This is a genomic window from Massilia sp. YIM B02443 (assembly GCF_030411955.1).
GTDB lineage: Bacteria > Pseudomonadota > Gammaproteobacteria > Burkholderiales > Burkholderiaceae_D > Telluria.
This window is the reverse complement of the sequence record NZ_JASNRA010000009.1, coordinates 1-17,875: the sequence shown is the minus strand read 5'-3', so window position 1 is coordinate 17,875 and position 17,875 is coordinate 1. Positions and strand designations below refer to the sequence as shown.

The 17,875-nt window shown below is 70.1% G+C and carries 15 protein-coding genes; 7 read left to right on the top strand and 8 right to left on the bottom strand.

Annotation, left to right across the window (positions count from 1 at the left end):
* Window positions 1–17: 17 nt before the first annotated feature.
* Genes QPK27_RS11255 through QPK27_RS11220 form a run of 8 tightly spaced genes read right to left on the bottom strand, consistent with a single transcriptional unit; the run spans window position 18 to window position 10,143 of the window.
* Window positions 18–935 carry a nucleoside hydrolase gene (locus QPK27_RS11255; RefSeq protein WP_290418324.1) on the bottom strand — a complete coding sequence of 306 codons (918 nt, stop codon included), beginning with the start codon at window positions 933–935 and terminating at the stop codon, window positions 18–20.
* On the bottom strand, window positions 932–1,864 hold the full coding sequence (locus QPK27_RS11250; RefSeq protein WP_290418323.1) for a PfkB family carbohydrate kinase: 933 nt from the start codon (window positions 1,862–1,864) through the stop codon (window positions 932–934). The genes QPK27_RS11255 and QPK27_RS11250 overlap by 4 nt, the downstream gene beginning before the upstream one ends.
* A gap of 24 nt (window positions 1,865–1,888) precedes the next feature.
* Entirely contained in the window at window positions 1,889–2,974 is a 1,086-nt protein-coding gene (locus QPK27_RS11245) for an ADP-ribosylglycohydrolase family protein (RefSeq protein WP_290418322.1), read from the bottom strand.
* Between the two features lie 22 nt (window positions 2,975–2,996).
* Window positions 2,997–3,944 (bottom strand): ABC transporter permease, encoded by a 948-nt coding sequence (locus QPK27_RS11240; RefSeq protein WP_290418321.1) that lies wholly within the window; start codon window positions 3,942–3,944, stop codon window positions 2,997–2,999.
* Window positions 3,941–5,053: an ABC transporter permease gene (locus QPK27_RS11235; protein WP_290418320.1), complete on the bottom strand. Its 1,113-nt coding sequence runs from the start codon at window positions 5,051–5,053 to the stop codon at window positions 3,941–3,943. Before QPK27_RS11235 ends, QPK27_RS11240 begins: the two co-directional genes overlap by 4 nt.
* The gene (locus QPK27_RS11230; protein WP_290418319.1) at window positions 5,050–6,543 is read right to left on the bottom strand and encodes an ABC transporter ATP-binding protein; all 1,494 of its coding nucleotides are present in this window, start codon (window positions 6,541–6,543) and stop codon (window positions 5,050–5,052) included. Before QPK27_RS11230 ends, QPK27_RS11235 begins: the two co-directional genes overlap by 4 nt.
* Window positions 6,540–7,655, bottom strand: a complete 1,116-nt coding sequence (locus tag QPK27_RS11225) for a BMP family protein (protein ID WP_290418318.1) — start codon at window positions 7,653–7,655, stop codon at window positions 6,540–6,542. Before QPK27_RS11225 ends, QPK27_RS11230 begins: the two co-directional genes overlap by 4 nt.
* A 7-nt stretch (window positions 7,656–7,662) precedes the next feature.
* On the bottom strand, window positions 7,663–10,143 hold the full coding sequence (locus QPK27_RS11220; RefSeq protein ID WP_290418317.1) for a TonB-dependent receptor domain-containing protein: 2,481 nt from the start codon (window positions 10,141–10,143) through the stop codon (window positions 7,663–7,665).
* Between the two features lie 300 nt (window positions 10,144–10,443).
* Here QPK27_RS11220 and QPK27_RS11215 point away from each other — a divergent pair, with 300 nt between their 5' ends.
* The 7 genes from QPK27_RS11215 (at window position 10,444) to ppk2 (ending at window position 17,810) form a co-directional block, all read left to right on the top strand.
* On the top strand, window positions 10,444–11,199 hold the full coding sequence (locus QPK27_RS11215; protein ID WP_290418316.1) for a GntR family transcriptional regulator: 756 nt from the start codon (window positions 10,444–10,446) through the stop codon (window positions 11,197–11,199).
* A 379-nt stretch (window positions 11,200–11,578) separates the two neighbouring features.
* The gene (locus QPK27_RS11205; RefSeq protein ID WP_290418459.1) at window positions 11,579–11,920 is read left to right on the top strand and encodes an RNA polymerase sigma factor; all 342 of its coding nucleotides are present in this window, start codon (window positions 11,579–11,581) and stop codon (window positions 11,918–11,920) included.
* Between the two features lie 2 nt (window positions 11,921–11,922).
* Window positions 11,923–12,972, top strand: coding sequence for a FecR domain-containing protein (locus QPK27_RS11200; protein ID WP_290418458.1), 1,050 nt, complete (start codon window positions 11,923–11,925; stop codon window positions 12,970–12,972).
* A 112-nt stretch (window positions 12,973–13,084) separates the two neighbouring features.
* On the top strand, window positions 13,085–15,448 hold the full coding sequence (locus QPK27_RS11195) for a TonB-dependent receptor (protein ID WP_290418315.1): 2,364 nt from the start codon (window positions 13,085–13,087) through the stop codon (window positions 15,446–15,448).
* A gap of 8 nt (window positions 15,449–15,456) precedes the next feature.
* On the top strand, window positions 15,457–16,239 hold the full coding sequence (locus QPK27_RS11190) for an MBL fold metallo-hydrolase (protein WP_290418314.1): 783 nt from the start codon (window positions 15,457–15,459) through the stop codon (window positions 16,237–16,239).
* A 99-nt stretch (window positions 16,240–16,338) separates the two neighbouring features.
* Window positions 16,339–16,746, top strand: coding sequence for a hypothetical protein (locus QPK27_RS11185; RefSeq protein WP_290418313.1), 408 nt, complete (start codon window positions 16,339–16,341; stop codon window positions 16,744–16,746).
* 257 nt (window positions 16,747–17,003) lie between these two features.
* Complete coding sequence (ppk2, locus tag QPK27_RS11180) at window positions 17,004–17,810, top strand: polyphosphate kinase 2 (protein ID WP_290418457.1); 807 nt, start codon at window positions 17,004–17,006, stop codon at window positions 17,808–17,810.
* Window positions 17,811–17,875 lie beyond the last annotated feature (65 nt).

Below are 17,875 nucleotides of genomic sequence, written 5' to 3'. Positions count from 1 at the left end.
CGATACCCGGCGCCGGCTCAAGGCAGCCTCGCGATCGCCTGCGCCACCATGTCCAGCAGCGCGTGGTTGTCGACGCCGGTCACGGCGCGCACGTTCGGGGCTCCGGGAGCATCGCCGCGCTCGCCAAACCAGGCCTGCACGTGGCCCGCGCTCGGTCCGTCGCGCCAGTCGACCTGCACATGGCAATCCTCGGTCCGGAACAGTCCCGGCCGCGCCAGCCACGCGACCGGACAGGCATCGTGCAGCAAGGGGTCCTGCAGCGCGTAGGCGGCCAGCATCTGTCCGGCCACCATGCCGCAGGCGTTGGCGGCGCCGCCGAATGCGGCGATCCAGTCCGGCGCCATCACGGCCTGGCTGGTGACGTCCAGTGGGAACAGCAGCAGTTCGGCGCCGGCCTGGCACACGATCTGCGCCGCGGTCGGATCGGCATGGAAGTTGAATTCGGCGGCCGGGGTGATATTGCCCGGCACCCGCAGCGCGCCGCCCATCACCAGCACCCGGCGCGCGCGCGCCAGGCTGCCCGGGGCCAGCATCTCGCACAACGCCAGATTGGTCAGCGGCCCGATCGCGACCAGATCGATGCTGCGCGCCGGCGCCTCATGCAGCAACTGCGCCAGGCGCAGCGCGGCGGCGCCGGGCGCGATCGGGCCGGCCGGCGCCAGCGCGACCCCGCCAAGGCCATCCGCGCCATGCACCAGGTTGCAGCGCGCCTCGCGGTAGCCGAACGGGCGCGCCGCGCCGGCGTACACCCGCACCGCGCTGCGTCCGGCCAGGTCCAGCAGCTGGCGCGCGTTGCGCGCCGTGATCTCGACCGGACGGTTGCCGGCGACGGTGGTCACCGCCAGCAGCTCGATCTGCGGCAGGCCGGCCGCCAGCAACAGTGCCAGGGCGTCGTCGATGCCGGGGTCGCAATCGATGATGACGTGCATGCTCATGGAATCTCCTTCGGTTGATCCGCGCCGGCGCGCAAGAAGTGCTCGACCGCCGCGCGCTGCGGCTGCGCGGCCTGGGCGCCGCGCGCACCGCAGCTCAGGGCGGCAGCGGCGTTGGCTGCGCGCAGCGCGCCGGCGCGGTTCTGCCCCTCGGCGACGGCGGCGGCGAATACGCCGGCGAAGGTGTCGCCGGCGCCGGTGGTATCGACCACCGGCAGCGCGTGGCCATTCATGCTGCACACGCTGGCGTCGGGCGCCGCCAGCATGGCGCCATGCGCGCCAAGCGTCAGCAGCACCTCGCAGCCGTGCGCGCGCGCCAGCGCCCGGGCGCGCGTGGCCGGCGCACCCGGCGCCACCCCGAGGCTGTCGGCCAGCTGGTGCAGCTCGATGCGGTTGACGATCACGACGTCGATGTCGGCCAGCTCGGGGCGCCATCCAGGCAGCACCGGCGCGGCGTTGAGCATCACCCGGCAATCCTGCGCGCGCGCACGGCGCGCCAGCCGGCGCGACTGTTCGAACGGCACTTCCAGCTGCAACAACAGCACCCTGGCGCGCGCCAGATCGTCGTCCGTCACCGAATCGGCGCATGCCGCCGCGTTGGCGCCGGGCGCTACCACGATGCGGTTCTCGCCATGGGCGTCGAGCGTGATCAGCGCGCTGCCGGTGGCCGTTCCCGCGATCCGGCGCAGCGCATCCAGGCCCACGCCGGCGCGCTCCAGGTTGGCCAGCGCCGGCGCGCCCAGGGCATCCTCGCCCACCGCGCCGGCCAGCATCACCCGGGCGCCATAGCGGCGCGCGGCATGCGCCTGGTTGGCGCCCTTGCCGCCGCCGTCGACCAGCAGCGCTCCGCCCAGCACCGTCTCGCCGGCGCGCGGCGCGTGCGGCACCGGCACGCTCAGGTCCAGGTTGACCGAACCAAATACGATTACCATGATTGCCCTGTCATCGATTCTCCTTCATCTGGCGTGATGCGCGCCCTGCGCCAGTTGCGCCAGCTGCGCCGCCAGCGGCTCCAGGCCGTAGGCGGCGTTCACCGCGCAAAACTGCGCCAGCATATCCTGCGGCAGCGCCTGCCGTCCATGCATGGCGCCGGCGATGGCGCCGGCCATGGTGGCGATCGAGTCGGTGTCGTTGCCGGCGGACGCCGCCAGCACGATGGTGCGCGCCGGGTCGGCCGCGGCATAGGCCAGGATCGCCAGCGCGCTGGGCACCGATTCCGCCGCCAGCACCGAATTGCCGACCTCGCGCTCGAGCCGCTCGAGAAAGCGCCGGTCGCGCTGCGGGCCCGCCGGCGCGGCGTGCGCATCGTGGACGATCGCCAGCGCCATGCGGGTGCGCGCCAGAAAGTTCGGCCCGGCCACCAGGCGCGCATGGCGCGCTGCCAGTTGTTCTCCCTGCGCGCCGCCGTCCAGCGCCGCCGCGATGACATCATCCAACCCGGCCCCGCCGACCGCGGCCGCGGTGGCGGCGGCGATCGCGCAGGCGGCCGAGATGGCGACCTCGGTGTCGTGCGACGGCAGACAGGTGGCGAGCGCCTGGGCGCAGGCGGCGCGCGGCTGGCCCGGGTGCAGCAGCCCCACGGGCGCCACGCGCATGGCGGCGCCGTTGGTGGTGCCGACCGTGGTCATCTTGCGGCGCGAAGCGCCGATCACGCCGACGCCACCGGTGTCGCGGCCTTCGCGCAGCGCCTGCACGATACCGGCGGTGCTCGGTCCCATGAAGCCGGCCTTGGGACTGTGCGCGGCCCAGTCGAGCAGGCAGGCGACCCAGCCTTCCCGGTCGAGCGCGCCGCCGGAGCGCGCCAGCGCGTGCGCCAGGTAATACATCTGGCTGGCGTCGTCGGTCACTTCGGCGCAGCCGCCGCGATTCGCGCCGGCGAAGGTGTCCGGTGGCGGCGCGACGAAGCGCGTGACCGGGCCGCCGTGGGCGGCATAGATTTCGGCGATGGTCCACTGCTCGGTCGGCGCACCCAGTGCGTCGCCCATGCCGGCCAGCGCCAACGAGGCGAAGATCCGGTCTTCCAGTTGCTGTTGTCGTTGCACGCTTGTTTCCTTGTGATGAAATTCAGTGCGCGCGGCGCCGCCACCCCGGCAGCGCCAGCACGGCGATGGTGATGACGGGCGGCACCATGGTCAGCAGTTGCGGCGCCACCTCGAACGCGCCGAGCCGGGTGGCCAGCACCCCGGCCGCGCCGAACAGCAAGGCGGCGCCGCAGACCCCGCGCAGGCTGCGCCGCCCGACGAACACCGCGGCCAGTGCCAGGAAGCCGCGGCCGGCGCTCATGTCGGCCTGGAACAGGGTCAGGTAGCCCATGCTCAGGTAGACCCCGCCCAGCCCCGCCAGCGCACCGCTGCCGAGCAGCGCCAGATACTGCATGCGCCGCACCGGAATGCCGGCGGCGTGGGCGGCGTCCGGATTTTCGCCCGCCGCCCGCAACCAGGCCCCGGGCCGGGTATGCGCCAGGAACAGCCACAGGCACAGCGCCAGCAGCGGCGCGCCCAGGATCAGCACGTGATGGCCACGCCCCGCTTCGCCATTGAGCAGCAGGTCGAGCAGCGGCCAGCGATCCAGGCCGCCGATCCGCAGCGCCGGCAGCGCCGGCGTGGCGAAGCGTGCGGTCGAGCCCTTGTCGCCCGCCAGCTCGGCCAGCAGGAACACGGTCAGACCCGCAGCCAGCAGGTTGAGGGCGATGCCGGCCACGATCAGGTCGGCCCGGCATGCCAGATGCAGCAGCGCCAGCAGCGCGGCCAGCAGCAGCGCCGCCAGCAAGGCCGCGCCGGCGCCCCACCACGGCAACAGCGCCGGCGCCAGGCCGGACGGCGCGAAGATGGTGGCGATCACGCCGCTGAACGCCGCCACCAGCATCAGCCCCTCGAGCGCCACGTTGATCTTGCCGCCCAGTTCGGACAGCAGGCCGCCGAGCGCGGCGTACAGGACCGGGGTGGCGGCGCGCAGGCAGGCCAGCAGCGCCAGCACGGCGGCGCCGCTCCAGCCGAGGTGGTCGACGTTCATGCGCGGCTCCCGTCCAACTGGCGCATCGCGCGTATGCGATGCCAGACGCCTGCGCGCCAGGGCCAGCGTTCAGCCATCACCAGCACGATCACCAGCGCCTGCAGCACCAGGGCGATCTCGCGCGCGACGTCGGTGCTGCGCTCCATGGCCTGGCCGCCGGCGCGCAACCAGGCATAGAAGAACGCGGCGCCCAGGATCGCACGCGGCTGGTGGCGCGCCAGCAGCGCCACCAGCAGGCCCTCGAAGCCCAGGCCAGGGGCCAGGTCGACCGGCAGCCGTCCCAGCACCGCGTGGCCAATGTGGAAACCCGCCAGGCCCGCCAGCATGCCGCCCAGCGCCATCGAGGCGACGGTGGCGCGGCCGACCGGCAGCCCGGCCTGTCGCGCGAAGATCGGTGCGGCGCCGGTGAGCCGGATCTCGTAGCCGAGCGTCGTGCGCGCCAGCAGCAGCGCCACCGCGCACACCGCCAGCGGCGCCCACAGCAGCATGACGCCGACGCCGGTGTGCGCCAGCCACGGCGTCAGCATCGCGTCCGGCGCCAGGAAGGGCGTGGCCGGAAAGCCGGCGCCGGGGTCGCGCAACCAGCGCGTGATGGCCAGCCGGTAGAACTCGATCGCGACCAGGTTCAGCATCAGGCTGACCACCATCTCGTTGGCGCCGCAGCGCCATTTCAGCACGCCGGCGACCCCGCCCCAGGCCGCACCGGCCAGCATCGCGGCAAGGCAGGCCAGCGGCAGCGCCATCCAGCCCGGCCCCGGCCAGCCCAGCGCCAGCGCCACGCCGGCCAGGGCGCCCAGGAACAACTGGCCATCGGCGCCGAGCGAAAACTGGCGCGCGCGCAGCGGTATCAGGACGGCCAGCCCGAGCAGCGTCAGGTTGATGGCGTCTTCGAGCACGGTGCCGAAGCGCACCAGCCGGTGCCAGTGCCAGCCGCCATCGGCGTCCTGGCGCAGTTCGGGCAAGGGACCGCTCAGGAGGATCAGCCAGGCGCGCAGCGGCTCGTCGCTCACGCAGGCGATCAGGAGCAGGCCGGCCAGCAGCGCGCCGCAGGCCGCGCCCACCGTGCGCCGCGCTGCCGGCGGCACCAGGAAGTCGAACAGGGGCTTCATGCGGCCTCCCCCGCGTCCACGAACGGCGCATCGAGCCGGGCGCTGGCCTGCGGCTGGCGGCGCGCGCCGGTCATGTAGCCGGCCAGCGCGCGCGCCCCCAGGCCGGGTCCGCGGAAGTGGCCGGCGATGGCGCCGCGGAACATGACGGCGATGCGGTCCGACAGTTCCAGGATTTCATCCAGGTCGCCGGACACCAGCACGATCGCCGCGCCCGCATCGCGCAGCGCCACCAGGCGTGCGCGCAGGAAGCGCGCGGCGCCGATGTCGACGCCGCGGGTCGGCTGGCAGGCCACCAGCACGCGCGGATGCGCAGCCAATGCGCGCGCCAGCACGATCTTCTGCATATTGCCGCCCGAGAGCGCGCCGATCGCCTGCTGCGGCCCGGTCGCCGCCACGCCGAAGTCGTCGATCATCGCGCGGGTGGCGGCATCGATCGCATCCAGGTCGAGCACGCCGTGGCGCGACAGCGGCGCCGCGCGGTAGGTCGAGGCGACCGCATTCTCGGCGATGCTCAGGGTGGGCGCGACGCCGTCGTGCAGGCGGTCTTCGGTCACGAGGACCACGCCGGGCATGCGCGCCAGTGCCCGCGCCAGCAGCGACTGGCCATTGCCGTCGACGCCGGCGACGCCGAGGATCTCGCCGGCCGCCACGTCCAGGTCGACCCCGGCCAGGCACTCGGCCGCGCCGGTGGCCTGCACCAGGCCGCGCGCGCGCAGCAGCACCTCGCCGCGCGCGCGCGGAACGGGACGCGCGGCCGGCGCCAGCGGGCGGCCGACGATGTGCGCGGCCAGGCCGGCGGCAGCGGCGTCGCAGGAGCGGCCCGATGCCACGACGCGCCCGCCGCGCAGCACCGTGTAGCGGTCGGCCACGTCCAGCACGTCGGCGATCTTGTGGGTGATCAGGAGCACGCTCATGCCGGCATCGGCCAGCGCCCGCAGCGCCGCAAACAGCGCGCTCGATTCGTCGGGCGCGAGCACGGCGCCCGGCTCGTCCAGCAGCAGCAGGTCGGCGCCGCGGTACAGGGCCTTGAGGATCTCGACGCGCTGCTGCGCGCCCAGCGACAGGGTCGACACCAGTGCGTCAGGATCGGCCGCCAGGCCATACCGCCGGGCCAGCGCGTGCACCGCGCGCGTCGCCGCCCCGTGGCGCAACCAGCCCCAGCGCTGCGGCTCGGCGCCCAGCACCACATTGCGCGCCACCGAGAACGACGGCACCAGTTGCACATGCTGCGGCACCAGGCCGATGCCGGCCCGGATCGCCGCGCCCGGCGCGTCGAAGCGCACGGGTTCGCCGTCGAGAAGGATCGCGCCTGCGGACGGCTGCTCCAGGCCGTACAGCATCCTGATCAGGGTGGATTTGCCGGCGCCGTTCTCGCCGACCAGGGCGTGGATCTCGCCGCGCGCCAGGGTCAGGTCGATGCCGTCGTTGGCCAGCAGGCCGTTGGGATAGCGCTTGGTGAGGCCGCGCAGCGCCAGGCGGGGAACGGTCATGGCACGTTCCCGAACGCGGACGGCACCCGCACCCGGCCCGCCACGATGGCGGCCTGCTGCGCGGCGAGCTGCAGGTCCAGTTGCTGGCGCACGGGCGGCGGCAGCGCATCGATCACGCTAGCACCCTGCGCCAGGCGCACGCCGCCCTCGGCCAGGCCGATCGATTCCAGGCGGCCGTAGGCCAGCTTGCCGTCCAGGGCCAGGCCCAGCGCGCGCACCAGGCCGACGTCGACCTCCTTCATGACCGAGGTGACGATCGCGGCGGCGCGCCTGGGCTGCCGTTCGCGGTACAGCGCGGCCTGGTCCATGTCGACGCCGATCGCATAGCGCCCGGCCTCCTCGGCCGCCTCGTTGACGCCCTGGCCGGTGGCGCCGGCCGCATGGAACACGATGCCGGCGCCGCGCGCGAACTGCAGGCGCGCGATTTCCTTGCCGGCGGCCGGGTCCGAGAACCCGTTGGCGTACTGCACCTGCAGCGCGATGTCGGGGTCCGCCGCCTGCGCGCCGGCACGGTAGCCGAGGATGAAATCCTCGATCACCGGCAACTGCAGGCCGCCGACCACGCCCAGGCCGGCGCCGGCGGGAATCCCGGGCGCCCCCTCCTGCAGCAGGCGCGTGGAGAGATAGCCGGCCAGGTAGGCGCCTTCGTTCTGGCGAAAGCGCATCGAATACACGTTCGGGCAGGCGCAGCGCCCGTAGTCGACGCTGGCGTCGAACACGATGAAGCGCAGCGCGGGATAGCGCTGCGCCAGGCTTTCGATCGCCGGCGCCATGGTGAAGGTGCCGGCGACGATCACGTCGTGTTCTCCACTGTCGGCCAGGTCGGCCAGCGCGGCCTGCCAGCGGGTCGGGTCGGTCCCGCCCTCGACCACGCGGGCGCGCACCGGCAGGCTGGCCTGGGCCTGGCGCACGCCGCGTGCGGCGGCGTCGAAGAACGATTTGTCGCCGAGGGCGCCGTTGATGAACAGGGCCACGCGCAGCCGCGCGTCGCCATCCGCCGGCCGGCCGAGATGCTCGGCCAGTGCGGCCATTGCGGCCAGGCAGGCGAGCAGCAGCAGGCCGCGGACCGCCATGGCTGCCAGGCGTGCGGCAAAGGTGCGTGGCCGCGTCATCGCGCGCCTAGAAACCGCCGCGCAGCGACACGTACAGCGCGCGCGGACTGCCCAGGAAGTAGCGGCCCGAGGTCAACGGATTGGAGGTGGTCAGCTCCGCGCCGATTCCGCCCAGATAGCGCTTGTCGAACAGGTTGTCGACATTGAACGACAGTTCGGCGTTCTTCAGCCAGGCCAGGCCCAGTTGCGGCTTGTAGCGCGCCGACACGCCGACCAGCGTGTACGACGGCATGTATTCACGCGGATAGAAGGCCGGACCGCCGTTGTTCAGGGTATTGCGCACCTCGCCATAGGTGCCGGCCGCTTCGCCGGTGTACTTGGCGTTGAGCGCCAGGCGCCAGCTGCCGGCCGGCTTCCAGACCGCCTCGGCGAAGGCACTGTGCTTCGCCGCGCCCAGCACCGGGTCGCCGGCGCGAATGCCCTCGAACGGGGTGTCGCCGGCATACTCGGCGCGGTTGTGCGCATAGTTCGCGTACAGCTCGTAACCGGCGCCGGCCAGGCGGCCGCTCAGCTCCACGCCGCGCGACTCGATGCCGCCCTGGTTGATGAAGCTGGTGGTGGCGTCGCGGTTGAAGATGTCGCCGTTCGGGTTGCCGTTCTGGGTCGAGATGCGGTCGCGGAAGTCGATATCGTACACGGTGATGGCAAAGCCGGCGCCGCCCTTCTGCCAGCGCAGGCCGATGTCCTTGTTGACCGAGGTCTCGGGCTCGATGCCGCTGCGCGAGTCGATCGCGGCCGTGCCTTCGAACACCGAATCGGGGATCGCACTGAAGTTCTTCGAGCCGCTGGCGAAGACTTCGAGTTCGTCGCTGATGCGGTACAGCGCCGCCAGCTTCGGCAGCACGCCCGACGACACCTTCAGTGAACGCTCGCCGGCGAATTCGACTACCGAATTGTACGAAGCGCGGAAGCGCTGGTAGGTCGCGCCGGCGTCGAGCTCGAGCCGGCCGTCCAGCAGCGTCATCTTGTCCTGGATATAGGCCATGGCCGTGTTCTGGGTGTAGTGGCGGTCCTGGGTCACCGAGTACAGGTCGGTCTCGTCGTAGACATTGCTCCGGCCCGGATCGCTGGCGCCGAACCAGTTGCGGATCTTCTTGCGGCGCGTGTGCTCGTACCAGCCGCCCAGGCGCAGACGATGGCCGTCGGCGATCGAATACGCCACTTCGCTCAGGGCGCCGCGGCGGTTGATGCCGTTGTCGCTGCGGCGCGTGGTGGCTTCGCGCTCGCCCCAGGCGCTTTGCGGATTCATCGCATAGTTGGCGGCGGCCGGGCAGCCGGCCGCGCGCAGCGAGGCGGCGCTGACGCCGGCCGGCAGCGTGCCCGCCGCCACCGGGATCAAGGCGCCGTTGGCGCCGCGCCGGTACTGGTTCGCATAGCATTCCTGGACGGTGCCGGTCGGCCTGCCGCCCTGCGCGACGGTGCTGAACACCTGGCCGTTGACCGGCAGCTGGCGATACGGCACGTAGAACCAGCCGTTGCCTTCCTGGGTATGGATATACGGCTTCAGGGTGAACTTGCCGCTGCTGCCGAAGCGCTGGGTCCAGTCCACGTGGGCCAGGATGTCCTTGCTGTTGATGCCGCGCGTGCGGCGGTTGTTCTGGTCGATGGCCGGGTTGCCGGTCCAGCGGTCGAGCAGGCCGTCGGTGTCCGGATCGATCTCGAACACCGCCTTGTAGCCGGTGCCGACCACCGAGCGCAGGGCCACGGCGTCGTAGTCGTTGTCGGCAAAGTCGTTGTAGCTGACGGTGGCGCGCAGGCTCGACCCGCCGCCCAGGTCCTGCAGCACGCGCACGCTGGCGTAGCGGCGGTGATTCGAGCCCGACTCCTCGCCCGGCCAGGTGTTCACGCTCGACTGCGACACGCTGACATAGGCGCTGGTGCCGCCCGCCGACTTGCCGGTCTCGATGCGCGCATAGCCGCGCTTGTAGCCGTAATTGCCGCCGGTGAGCTCGATCTCGGCGCCGGCTTCCTTGCTCGGGTCGCGGGTCTGGAAGTTGATGTAGCCGCCCAGCGCCTGGTCCGACGGCGTGCCGAGGTCGCCCGCGGTCTGGCTGGCGTCGATGCGCACCAGGTTGGCGCTGTCGAGCAGGCGGGTCGGCATGGTGCCGCCGTTCGACAGCGTCGAGCCGTTCGGCACGCCGTCGACCGAGATGCCGATCTGTTCCTTGTTCAGGCCGCGCATGCCGAGGCGCATCGAGAAGCTGCCGGTGAGCGCATCGCTCGAACCGACCTGCAGGCCCGGGACCCGCGCCAGCAGCCTGAGTGGATCGAGGCCGGCAGGCTGGGCCTGGATGGTCTCGACGTCGATCACGCTGTTGGCGCGGGTTTCGCCCTTGCCCAGCAATTTGCCGGTGACTTCGACCACGGTCGATTGCGCCGGCGCGGCCTGAGCCGTTGGCGCATCCTGGGCCTGCTGCGCCATCACGTCGCCATGCCACTGCAGCAGCGCGAGCGAGACCGCCGCCGATAAACCTACATACTTGTACACGATATTCCCCTTGTTCTGGATGATCAAACCGGCCCTCAGGCCGCACACCGCTCTCCGGACCAGCTGTCGTTATTGTGACCGGAGAATACACTGGTACGTACCACTACTCAACAAGAGTTTTCTGAAAGCGGCCAGGCGCGCTCTTCTGCGAGACAGAGAAACAACACCTTCAAACAAAGTGAGGTAGACACCCTTTGCAGTCATCACGGCGTCACAATTGGTACGGACCTTTTCCGAGTAGATTTTCTGAGGGACGAGCCGCCGTGCTAGGATTGCGGACTGGATGGAGACACGACGACAATGCCAAACACATCAGACGACAAGCGGCGCGCGGCCGAGATGCCGCTGTACCGCCGACTGGCCGCCACGCTGCAGCAGGAAATCGAACGCGGCCGCTACACGGCGAACGCGCCGCTACCGGCCGAGCGCGAGCTGGCAGCCTCGTTCAGCGTCAGCCGCGACACGGTGCGCAAGGCAATCCGCCTGCTCGAGGAACAGGGGGTGCTCTATAGCGACCATGGACGCGGCACCTTCGCGGCGCCGGAGGCCGTGCGCCAGATGTCGCGCTTCCTGGACAGCTTCACCGACGACGCGCTGAAACGCGGCGGCGTACCGGGCCAGCGCATTCTCGGCCTGGATGCTGTCGCCGCCGACATGGCGGTGGCCAGCCTGCTGCACCTGGAAGCGGGAGCGCCGCTGCTGCGCCTGCGACGCCTGCGCCTGTTGAACGGCACGCCGGTCGGCTTGCAGGACTCGTGGCTGCACCTGCCGGCCGGACAGACCATCCGCCGCCAGCAGCTCGAAGCCAAGGGTTCGCTCTACCGCTTGCTGGTCGAGGATCTGGACCTGCACCCGTCCGAGTGCCTGGAAAGCCTGAGCGCGACCGCGGCCGGCGAGGACGAGGCCGGGCTGCTCGGCGTACCGGCCGGCAGCCCTTTGCTGGCGTGCGAACGCATTACCCTGTCCGACCGGCGCCAGCCGATCGAATACTGCGAGATGCGCTACGTGCCGAGCTACCGCTACAAGACCCGCATCAACAAGTGGAGCCTGGGATAGGGGCGTGCGCCGGCGCCGCAGTTCATCATCCGGTCATACAGCGCTGCTACTCTTGCAGGCGCCGTTTGCGTGCGCCCGGCGCCGCGGCGATACCGGATTTTTCATCGCCATTCGTCTATCACACAAGACATGTTCAACCACCTGGACGACTGGTTCACCACCGAAGTGCTGCCGCTGGAGGCGATCCTGATGCGCTACCTGCGCCAGAACTGGCGCGACAGCGCCGAATGGCCCGATCTGCGCCAGGAAGTGTACGCACGCGTGTACGAAGCGGCGCGCGACGGCTTGCCCGAACGTCCCGCGGCATTCGTGCTGGCGACCGCACGCAACCTGCTGGCCGACCGCGCGCGCCGCCAGCAGGTGGTGTCGATCGAGGCGTTTGCCGAATCTGGACGACTTGTCGGCCTGCGAGCTCACGCCCGAGCGACATGCCAGCGGCCGCGCCGAACTGAATGTGCTGGTGGAAGCGATCGACGCTCTGCCGGCGCGTTGTCGCCAGGCGGTCATGCTGCGCAAGGTGGACGGCCTGTCGCAGCGCGATGTGGCGGCCGAAATGGGCATCACCGAGGACACGGTGGAAAAGCAGCTGGCGAAAGGCATGCGCGCCATCGCCGACGCCCTGTTCGCGCGCGGCATCGGCGCCGGCATCGCCCGGCTCGAACGCAAGCTGGGCAAGCGACATGCGCAGGATCGACAGCCATCCTCAACCACATCATCGTAGCAATGGAACAGGCGAACAAGACAGCAGCAAGCATCGAGGACCAGGCTGCGCAATGGCTGGCGCGCCAGGACGGCGCACGTTGGGAGGCCTCGTCTCAAGCCGAACTCGACGCCTGGCTGGACGCCGACGTGCGCCACCGCGTGGCCTACCTGCGCTTGCGCGCCGCCTGGCGCCGCGCCGACGCCCTGGACGGCGCGGCCGGCGGTGCCGCTCCGGTTTTCGCTCCGGAGTTCGCTTCGGCGCCCGCTCTCGTTCCGGCTGCGCGCCCGGTACGGGCGTCGGCGCCGTTCCCGGCCTGGCGCCTGGCCGCCGGCCTGCTGCTCGCCTGCGGCCTTGGCGCCGTCCTGGCACCCGATCTCGGCTGGCGCCAGGACGAGCGCTACGCCACCCGCACCGGGGAAAACCGCACCGTGGCGCTGGCCGACGGCTCGCGCCTGACCCTCAACACCGCCACCCGCCTGCGCGCCGCGCCCGATGGACAACGCAAGGTGTGGCTCGACCGCGGCGAAGCGTATTTCGATATCGCCCACGATCCGGCGCGCCCGTTCGTGATCGAGGCCGGCAGCAGCCGCGTGACGGTGCTCGGCACCCGCTTCACGGTGCGGCGCGACGGCGAGTCCGTCTTGGTGCTGGTGGAACAGGGACGGGTGCGGGTCAGCGCGCGCGATGCCGCGCTGGCGCCGGAACAGGTGGTGGAACTGGGCCGCAACCAGGAAGCGCGCGCCGAGGCCGGCCACATCCGGCGTGCCGAACGCAGCCCGATCCAGACCGAGCAGCGCATGGCCTGGCGCGCCGGGCGCATCGTGTTCGACGGCGCCACGCTGGGCGAGGCGGTGGCCGAATTCAACCGCTATAACGAACGCCAGCTGGTGCTGGCCGACCGCAGCGCCGCTGCCCTGCCGATCGGCGGCAGCTTCGCGCCGTCCAACCTGGACGGCTTCGTGCGCCTGCTGGAACAGGGTTTCGGCCTGCAGGCGCAGCGCGGTAGCGAACGCATCGTGCTGTCGCCCGTGCCGCCTGCATCACCCTCGCCGCCGCCATCGCGCAATTAATTGTTCGGTCCGCGTTCCGGATTTTGTCGCGCCGTCCGTCTTACAGGGAAGCAACACCAAGCAGCCACCACGGCTCCCCTCATGCAAGCAAAGATGGCCAGGAAAGATAACGATGGCGAAACCAACCCTGCTCGGCGCCCTGTGCGCGCTGACCTTCTGCACCACACTCCAGGCCCAGACCCTGGCAATCGACATTCCCGCAGGCGAACTCAAGATCGCGCTCGACCAATACGCGCTGCAAACCGGCGTCCAGCTGCTGTACCGTGCCGACGACGTGCAGTCGCTGCGCAGCAGTGGCGTGCGCGGCCGGATACCCCCCACCGAGGCGCTCGACACACTGCTGGCCGGCACCGGACTGAGAGTGCGGCGCGACGGCAACGCGGTACTGGTCTTTCGCGCGGCGCCCAGCACCGGCGCGCAGTCGAGCACGTCCACCGATGCCTCCAGCGGCGAACTGAACACCGTCACCGTCACCGCGCAAAAGCGGGCGCAGTCGGCACAGGATGTGCCGATCGCCATGACTGCCCTGTCCGCGCGCACGCTGGAAGCGCACCGGGTGCAGGGACTGCAGGACCTTGCCCGCCTCACGCCCGGTCTGCTGGTGTCGGCGTTCAGCCAGGCCAATCCGACCATCGCCATTCGCGGCATCAGCAACACCTTTTCCCAGATTGGCGTCAACAAGCCGGTCGGCGTGTTCGTCGATGACGTCTTCATCCCGCGCAACAGTGCCGCCAGTTTCGAGCTGTTCGACCTCGAATCGATCGCAGTCCTGAAAGGTCCGCAAGGCACGCTGTTCGGCCGCAACGTGACCGGCGGCGCGATCGTGATCAATACCCGGCGTCCGGACCCGGAGCGCTTCGCGCTGGAGGGCGAGTTCATCGCCGGCAACCACGGCGAACGCCACGCCAAGGGCCTGATCAACGTTCCGCTCGCCGAACAGGCGGCGCTCAAGCTGTCGGTCTCCAGCCGCCGGCGCGACGGACTCGGCCGCGACCGCCTGAGCGGGCGCGAACAGGACGACATCGACAGCCAGAACCTGCGCGCCCAGGTCTTCGTGCGCCTGGCGCCGAATCTGGACGCCACCTTCAGCGCCGACTACGGCGAGGACGACAATGGCGGGCGCACGCTGTCGTCCGACACGCTGGGCGACGACGGCGATGTGCGCACCTCGGAACTCGGTGTCGCCCAGGCCTACCGGCGTACCATCAAGGGCGCCTCGGCGCGCCTGGTGTGGCGCCTCGACGCGGGAGAACTGACCGCGATCAGTGCCTGGCGCGGCTCGGTCTCGAGCGAAGACTATTCCGGCGTCGGCGCCAGCCATACCCTGCTCGCCAGCGGCAGCCAGAGCATCACCAGCGACGCCGACGACATCGCCACCTTCTCGCAGGAACTGCGCTACGCCAGTCCCCGATGGGAGCGCGGCAATCTGGTCGCCGGCCTGTACTTCGCCGACGAAGACGGCGCGCGGCAACTGGGCGTGCGTGCTCTGGCAGCCCGCACCGGCGCACTGGCCAGCGCCACCCTGGCCGAGCAGCGGGTCGACAGCCGCAGCATCGGCGCGTTCGCCGACGGCGTGCTGCACCTGGCGCCCCGGCTCGACCTGACCCTGGGTGCGCGCTATACGCGCGACCGCAAGCGCGCCAGCCTGGCGCGCAGCGATCTGGTGCGCCCTGCCGCCAGCTTCCGCCTGGATGGTCTGAGCCACGCCTGGAGCGAAGTGACCCCGCGCGCGGTGCTGACCTGGCGTCCGCGCGCCGGTCTCATGACTTACCTGAGCGCCACGCGCGGCTTCACCAGCGGCGGCTTCAATGCCGACGCCGCCAGCGCCGCGGCGTTTCGTACGCCGTTCGAACCCGAGACTGTCGACAACTTCGAGCTCGGCATGAAATCGCAGTGGCTGAACAACCGGGTGCGCATGAACGCCTCGCTGTTCCGGATGAAGTACCGCGACAAGCAGGAGCTGGTCAACAACACCGTCACCGGCATCCTGTCGATCTTCAACGCCGGCAAAGCCACGGTCGACGGCAGCGAGATCGAGCTGGCTTACAAGCCTGCGCCCTGGCTCGACCTGTCCGCTAACGTCGCCTACCTGGACGGGCGCTACGACCGTTTCGCCATCGGCACGGTCGACAATAGCGGCAACCCGATGTCGAACTCGCCGCGCCGCCAGGCCGGCGTGGCGGCCGACCTGCGTTACCCGGTACCGTTCGGCTACCTGGTCGGCGCCGCCAGCTATGCCTGGAAGGACAGTTACAACACCGGCGCCGCCAACGATCCCAACCTGCAGCTGCCCGGCTTCGGCCTGGCTAACCTGTCGGCCGGCGTCGAATCGCCCGATGGCAGCTGGCGCGTGCTGGCCTGGGTAAAGAACGCCAATGACACCGAATACCTGCTGACCCGTTCGACCCAGGTGGTGCGCGCGCGCTACGCGGGCGAACCGCGCACCTTCGGCCTGAGCCTGACGGGACGCTTCTGATGGCGGCCATGAACGAGCGCCGCCGCCTGTTGCTGGGCGCCCTGCTGCCGCTGACGCTGGGCGCGGCGCCGCGAGCCTGGTGCGCCGCATCCATGCAGGCTTCGACGCCCGCGCCTGCAGCCGCGCCGGACCGCATGGCAACGGCGCTGGAGCCATGGCAGCCCGGCTGGCTCGACATCCACCACATCGCTACCGGCCGCGGCAACGCAACCTTCGTCATGCTGCCGGACGGCACCAGCATGCTGATCGATGCCGGCGCTTCGCTGAACGCGCTCGATGTGTCGATGGCGCCGCGCCCCGACGCCACTCGGCGCGCCGGCGAGTGGATCGGACGCTATGCGCGTCGTCACCTGGTGCGCGCCGGGTTGGAAGACCTGGACTACCTGCTGGTAACGCACCTGCATCCGGACCACACCGGTGACGTCGAAGCCGCTTCGCCGCCAGCCTCCGGCGGCGCCTACCGGCTGAGCGGCGTCACCGACGTCGCGGCCCAGGTCCCCATTGGCACCGTGGTCGACCGTGGCTATCCCGACTACGACTTCCCGCTGCGAATCACGGCCCCTTTCGCCGACAACTACCGCGCCTTCATCGCAGCGCGCCGCAAGTCAGGGCAGCGCGTCGAAGCATTCCAGGTGGGCAGCAACATCCAGTTTGCGGGGCGCGGCCGCCACCGTACATCAGTACCGTTCGAGGTGCGCAATATCGCCGCCAGTGGCGAGGTCTGGACCGGCGAAGCAGCGGCCACACGCCGATTGTTCCCGCCACTGGCTCCGCTGGCGCGCGCCGACTGACCGAACGAAAATCACTGTTCGGCAGCGATCCGCATCGCCAGCGGCCGCTTCAGCTATTTCACCGCCGGGGACCTGACCAGCTATACGCAGGACGGCGCCTTGCCGTGGCACAACGTCCTTGGCCCGGCGGCGCGCGCGGCCGGACCGGTCTCGGTGGCCACCGCGGATCACCACGGCATGTTCGACGGTATCGACGCCGAGGTCGTGCGCACCCTGAGGCCGCGGGCCTGGGTCATCCCGTCGTGGCACATCGCGCATCCCGACATGCTGCAGCTGGAACGCATGTTCAGCGAGCGGCTCTATCCGGGTCCGCGCGCGGTATTCGCCACCACGGTCATGCGCGAAAACCTGCTTGCCAACGGTCGGCTGACGCGCAGGATGCACAGCCATGACGGACACGTCGTGGTGCGCGTGCCACCGGGCGGCGAGCGTTTCTATGTTGCTGTAACCGGCAACGCCCACGAACGAGACATGGTCAAGCTGGTGACCGGGCCGTTCGACGCCTGAGCGGAAACGTGACAAGGCGCAAACACCTGTCATGCAGGGGAAATATCGCACCAATACAATGCGCATGTCTCTTTCTTGTGTTTCAAACGAAGCGCATGTTTATCCGTCGGCCTCGCGGCCGGCGGTTTTTTTTTGCCGGGCGCCGCGGGCAGCGCCATGCTTCGGGTCTACATCCATAACGGACGTCAGCATCATCGACCCGAATCCCATTTTCTACGAGGATTCGCACGCAAGCAGACCACGACCCCGATCTGACCCTGCGCGTGCAGCGCGACCTGGCCGACAGTTACGATGAAGAGCTGGAACTGGAACTCCACGACCGCGATCTCGATCCTGAATCGCTGCTGCCGCAACCTGCGCGCAGTGCTCAGGAGAAGGAAAACCGCAGACAGTATTTCCATGAACTGTTCAGACTTCAAGCGGAACTGGTGAAGCTGCAGGACTGGGTCGTCCATACCGGGCACAAGGTGGTGATCCTGTTCGAAGGGCGCGACGCCGCCGGGAAAGGCGGCGTGATCAAGCGCATCGCCCAGCGCCTGAACCCGCGCGTATGCCGGGTGGCCGCGCTGCCGGCGCCGAACAACCGCGAGCGCACGCAATGGCACTTCCAGCGTAACGTGTCGCACTTGCCTGCGGCCGGCGAAATCGTGCTGTTCGACCGCAGCTGGTACAACCGCGCGGGGGTCGAGCGCGTGATGGGGTTCTGCACCGAGCAGCAGTACGATGAGTTCTTCGACACCGTGCCGGAATTCGAACGCATGCTGGTACGCTCCGGGATCCAGCTGATCAAGTACTGGTTCTCGATTTCGGATGAGGAGCAGAATGCGCGCTTCCTGAGCCGGATCCACGACCCGCTGAAGCAGTGGAAGCTCAGTCCAATGGACCTGGAATCGCGCCGGCGCTGGGAGGAGTACACGCGCGCCAAGGAGATCATGCTCGAGCGTACCCATATTCCGGAAGCGCGCTGGTGGGTGGTGCAAGGCGTGGACAAGAAGCGTGCGCGTCTCAACTGCATTCATCATCTGCTCGGGCAGATGCCATATGTCGAGGCGCTGTCACCGTAAGCTATTGATGGGTTTGATTGCGACACAGAGCAATTGTTCAGCAGAAGCAATGCGCTGACCGTCGA

Bases quoted from the DNA above. Each gene is read 5' to 3' on its own strand.
- QPK27_RS11215 (WP_290418316.1), top strand. From the start codon at position 10,444: ATGCCAAACACATCAGACGACAAGCGGCGCGCGGCCGAGATGCCGCTG.
- QPK27_RS11200 (WP_290418458.1), top strand. From the start codon at position 11,923: ATGGAACAGGCGAACAAGACAGCAGCAAGCATCGAGGACCAGGCTGCG.
- QPK27_RS11230 (WP_290418319.1), bottom strand. From the start codon at position 6,543: ATGACCGTTCCCCGCCTGGCGCTGCGCGGCCTCACCAAGCGCTATCCC.
- QPK27_RS11240 (WP_290418321.1), bottom strand. From the start codon at position 3,944: ATGAACGTCGACCACCTCGGCTGGAGCGGCGCCGCCGTGCTGGCGCTG.
- QPK27_RS11190 (WP_290418314.1), top strand. From the start codon at position 15,457: ATGAACGAGCGCCGCCGCCTGTTGCTGGGCGCCCTGCTGCCGCTGACG.
- QPK27_RS11250 (WP_290418323.1), bottom strand. From the start codon at position 1,864: ATGGTAATCGTATTTGGTTCGGTCAACCTGGACCTGAGCGTGCCGGTG.
- QPK27_RS11195 (WP_290418315.1), top strand. From the start codon at position 13,085: ATGGCGAAACCAACCCTGCTCGGCGCCCTGTGCGCGCTGACCTTCTGC.
- QPK27_RS11235 (WP_290418320.1), bottom strand. From the start codon at position 5,053: ATGAAGCCCCTGTTCGACTTCCTGGTGCCGCCGGCAGCGCGGCGCACG.
- QPK27_RS11255 (WP_290418324.1), bottom strand. From the start codon at position 935: ATGAGCATGCACGTCATCATCGATTGCGACCCCGGCATCGACGACGCC.
- QPK27_RS11225 (WP_290418318.1), bottom strand. From the start codon at position 7,655: ATGACGCGGCCACGCACCTTTGCCGCACGCCTGGCAGCCATGGCGGTC.